This window comes from Paratractidigestivibacter sp., from assembly GCF_052362415.1.
Taxonomy (GTDB): Bacteria; Actinomycetota; Coriobacteriia; order Coriobacteriales; family Atopobiaceae; genus Paratractidigestivibacter.
Genome location: NZ_DAWEMK010000082.1, coordinates 1,772 through 6,024 on the forward strand (window position 1 = coordinate 1,772; position 4,253 = coordinate 6,024).

Below are 4,253 nucleotides of genomic sequence, written 5' to 3' on the forward strand. Positions count from 1 at the left end.
TACGCACTGTTCCCCAACATGACGGTCGAGCAGAACATCGCCGTCGGCGTGCTCGACAAGGGCAAAGAAGAGTGCGCGCAAACCGTCGCCCGCCAGGTCGCGGCCTTCCGCCTCGACGGCCTTCAGAAGAAGCGCCCGGCGCAGCTCTCGGGCGGCCAGCAGCAGCGCGTGGCGCTCGCGCGCATCATGGCAAGCGAGCCCGAGCTTTTGCTGCTCGACGAGCCGTTCTCCGCGCTCGACGGCTACCTGCGCTGGCAGCTCGAGCTCGAGCTCACCGACACGCTGCGCGCCTTCCCCGGCGGCACCGTCTACGTGAGCCACAACCGCGACGAGGTCTACCGCATGTGCAACTCGGTGTGCGTGATCTCGCAGGGGCGCTCCGAGCAAAAGCTCAGCGTGCCCGAGCTCTTCGCCACGCCGACGTCGCTGCCGGCGGCGCTGATCTCGGGATGCAAGAACGTGAGCCGCGCGCGGGTCGTTGGCGCGGTGGGCGGCAAGAAGGGCGACGGTGCGCGCGGAGCCGCCGGCGACGCCGTGCTCGCCTGCGAGGAGTGGGGCGTCGAGCTGCGCACGTCGCTGCCCGTGCCCGCCGACGCGGCCTTTGTGGGCCTGCGCGCGCACTACTTCACCGTCGAGGCGGCTGGAAAGAAGGGCGAGGCGCCCGCGGCCGGCGACGCCCTTCTTTCCAACGACGCCGTCGCGCCCGCCGATCCCGCTGCTGTTCCAGCCCCCGCCGCCAACCGCATCCCGTGCGCGGTCGACCGCGTGATCGACAGCACCTTCTCCACCATCGTCATGCTGCGCACGCCTGCGGGCGGCCTGCTTCGCTACGAGTGCGGCAAGGGCGAGTGGGCCGCGCTCGGCAACCCCGCGCAGGTCACCCTGGGCATCGCGCCTGAGTGCGTCATGCCGCTCGGCCCCGGCAAAGGAGGCGTCCCGTGCTAGACCGCGAGGGCAGGAGCATCGAGTACCTGCGCCTTTCCATTACCGACAGGTGTAACTGCCGCTGCGTGTACTGCATGCCGGAAGGCGGCGTGCCGATGCTCGCGCACGACCAGATCCTGAGTTTCGAGGAGCTCGCGCGCATCGTGCGCGCTTGCGCGGAGCTCGGCGTGCGCAAGGTCCGCCTCACCGGCGGTGAGCCGCTCGCGCGCCGCGGCGTGGTCGACCTCGTGCGCATGGTGGCCGAGGTGCCGGGTGTCGAGGACGTGGCCATGACCACGAACGCGTGCCAGCTCGCGCCCATCGCTGCCGACCTGCGCGCCGCCGGCCTCGGGCGCCTGAACGTGAGCCTCGACACCCTGCGGCCCGAGCGCTACGCGAAGATCACGCGCTGCGGCAGGCTGGCCGACGCCCTCGCCGGCATCGCCGCCGCGCGCGAGGCGGGCTTTGCCCGCACGAAGATTAACGCCGTCCTCATGGGCGGCGTCAACGACGACGAGGTCGCCGACCTGGCGGCGCTGGCCAAGGACGAGCCCGTCGACGTGCGCTTCATCGAGCTCATGCCCATCGGCCCCGCCGCCGGCTGGCCGCGCGGGCGCTTCTTGCCGGCAGACTACGTGCTCGGGCGGCTGCCCGCCGGCGCCGAGCCGCGCGGCCGCGACGGCGTGGCCGAGCTCTGGCACGTGCCGGGCTGGGCGGGCAACGTCGGGCTCATCCGGCCGATGAGCCACAAGTTCTGCGACGGTTGCAGCCGCATCCGCGTGATGGCGGACGGCCGCTGCAAGCCTTGCCTGCACTCCTCGGCCGAGGTCGACCTGTGCGGGCTCGAGGGGGAGGCCCTTCTTGCCGCCCTGCGCGGGGCCATCGCGGCCAAGCCGAAGTACCATCACATGGACGAGTCGCACGCGAGCGAGTCCGCGCGCGACATGAACGAGATCGGGGGATAGCGCCATGGCGCACACGAATGACCTCACCCACATCAACGAACAGGGGCGCGCCCGCATGGTCGACGTCTCGGCGAAGCAGAAGACCCAGCGCGTGGCGCGGGCGGCGGGCTTCGTGCGCATGGCTCCGGCCACGCTCGAGCTCGTGCGCACGGGCGGCTGCAAGAAGGGCGACGTGCTTGCGGTGGCGCAGGTCGCGGGCATCATGGCGGCCAAGCGCTGCTGGGAGCTCGTGCCCATGTGCCACCCCATCCAGCTCACCGGCGTCGACGTGCGCTTCGAGCTCGTGGACGACGAGCGCGGCTGCGGCGTGGCCATCGAGGCCGAGTGCCGCTGCTGCGGCGAGACCGGCGTCGAGATGGAGGCCCTGACCGCCGCGAGCGTGGCCGGCCTCACCGTCTACGACATGCTCAAGGCGACCCAGCGCGACATGGTCGTCGACGACGTACGCCTGCTCGAGAAGTCGGGCGGCGCGAGCGGCCACTTCGTGCGCGCGGAGGTCGGCGATGCGGGCGATAAGGCCGGTGCTGCCGTGCCCGCGGTCGCCGACGCCTCGGTCGTCGCGGTCTCCATCTCCGAAAAGAAGGGCACTCGCAAGAAGCCGCAGGAGTCGATCGAGCTCGTCGTCGGCCACGGCGTCGCGGGCGACGCGCACGCCGGCAACTGGCATCGCATGGTGAGCCTACTGCCCGAGGAGTCCGTCGACTCCATGCGCGAGGTGCTGCCCAACCTCTCGGCGGGCGACTTCGCCGAGAACATCCTCACCCGAGGCCTCTCGCTCAAGGAGCTGCCCGTGGGCACCGTGCTTACGGTCGGCGAGTGCGAGCTCGTGGTCACCCAGATCGGTAAGAAATGCCACAACGACTGCGAGATCCACCGCCTCACCGGCAAGTGCGTGATGCCGACCGACGGCGTCTTCGCCGTCGTCACGCGCGGCGGTACCGTCCGCCCCGGTGACCCCATCCACGTCCGCCGGTAACGCAATGAGCAACGGGGCGGCCCTTCTTCGCGATGACGAAAAGGGACTGTCCCTTTTCGTCATTTAGGAGAGAGAAATGAAGACGATTCGCACCGAAGACGCAGTTGGACAGGTGTTGTGCCAAGACTTGACACAAATCATTCCCGGCAAGTCCAAGGGGCCGCTTCAAGAAGGGCCACGTCGTGCGCGAGGAGGACATTCCCGTTCTCCTTTCCATGGGCAAGGTGAACCTGTACGTCTGGGAGCTCGAGCCGGGCATGGTCCACGAGAACGATGCCGCGCGGCGCCTGGCCTCGCTCTGCCTGGGGCCCGGAACCATCGCCGCGGGCGAGCCGTCCGAGGGAAAGATCGGCATCAACGCGGCGACCGACGGCTGCCTGCTCGTGAACACCGAGAAGCTCAACGCCGTGAACGCGACCGATAAGGTCATGGTGGCCACGCGCAAGGGCGGCTTCGCGGTCCGCGAGGGCGACGCGCTGGCCGGCACGCGAGTGATCCCGCTCGTCGTGCGCGAGGAGGTCCTCGAGGCCGCCGAGCGCGCGGCCGGCGACGAGCCGCTGCTCGAAGTCAGGCCCTTCACGGCGAGGACCGCGGCCGTCATCGCGACCGGCTCCGAGGTCGCGAGCGGGCTCATCGAGGATGCGTTCACGCCTGTCATCGTGCGCAAGCTCGCCGAGTTCGGCATCGAGGTCACCCTTACCGTCAAGCCCGGAGACGAGACCCCTGACGTCGTGGCCGCCATCGACGAAGCCCGCGCCGCCGGCGTCGACCTCATCGTGTGCACGGGCGGCATGAGCGTGGACCCCGACGACAACACCCCCGGCGCCATCAAGCGCGCGGGCGCCCGCATCGTCACCTACGGCAGCCCCGTGCTCCCCGGCGCGATGCTGCTCGTGGGCTACTTCGACGATGATTGCGCGGAAGGCGCCGCCGGTGGCGTCGCCGGTCCGTCTGGCAAGAAGGCCCCCGTCCCGGTGCTCGGCGTGCCCGGCTGCGCCATGTATAACAAGGCTACCGTCCTCGACCTCGTGCTCCCGCGCGTGGCCGCCGGCGTGCCGCTGACCAAGCGCGACTTCGTCGTGATGGGGGAGGGCGGCCTGTGCCTCGGCTGCAAGCCCTGTACCTTCCCGCTTTGCCCCTTCGGCAAGTAGCGCGGGACCATTCAAAGAAGAAGGCGGGTTTTCTCGCTTCACCACAAGGAGGTTCGATCCATGAGCGAAGAGAAGTACACCGCCGCGGTGATCACGGTGAGCGACCGCGGGGCGCGCGGCGAGCGCGAGGACGCGAGCGGCCCTGCGCTCGCCGAGCTGCTGCGCGCCCGCGGCTACGAGGTCGTCGCCACGGCGATCGTGCCCGACGAGCGTGAGCAGATCGAGGCGGCGCTGCGC

The 4,253-nt window shown here is 70.2% G+C and carries 5 protein-coding genes; all 5 read left to right on the plus strand.

Translation table 11 applies throughout. The annotated features are described in order from the left end of the window. The coding region (locus tag ACT84W_RS08020) for a sulfate/molybdate ABC transporter ATP-binding protein (RefSeq protein ID WP_444328826.1) at positions 1-945 on the plus strand (945 nt) is incomplete at its 5' end. Continuing rightward, positions 939-1,889, plus strand: a complete 951-nt coding sequence (moaA, locus tag ACT84W_RS08025) for a GTP 3',8-cyclase MoaA (RefSeq protein WP_444328827.1) — start codon at positions 939-941, stop codon at positions 1,887-1,889. The genes ACT84W_RS08020 and moaA, both read left to right, overlap by 7 nt. Positions 1,890-1,893: 4 nt before the next feature. Then, entirely contained in the window at positions 1,894-2,865 is a 972-nt protein-coding gene (gene moaC, locus ACT84W_RS08030; protein ID WP_444328828.1) for a cyclic pyranopterin monophosphate synthase MoaC, read from the plus strand. Positions 2,866-3,047: 182 nt separating this feature from the next. Then, on the plus strand, positions 3,048-4,016 hold the full coding sequence (locus ACT84W_RS08035) for a molybdopterin-binding protein (RefSeq protein ID WP_444328829.1): 969 nt from the start codon (positions 3,048-3,050) through the stop codon (positions 4,014-4,016). 60 nt (positions 4,017-4,076) lie between these two features. Next, positions 4,077-4,253, plus strand: a 177-nt coding sequence (locus ACT84W_RS08040) for a MogA/MoaB family molybdenum cofactor biosynthesis protein (RefSeq protein ID WP_444328832.1), incomplete at its 3' end; no start/stop codon positions are given.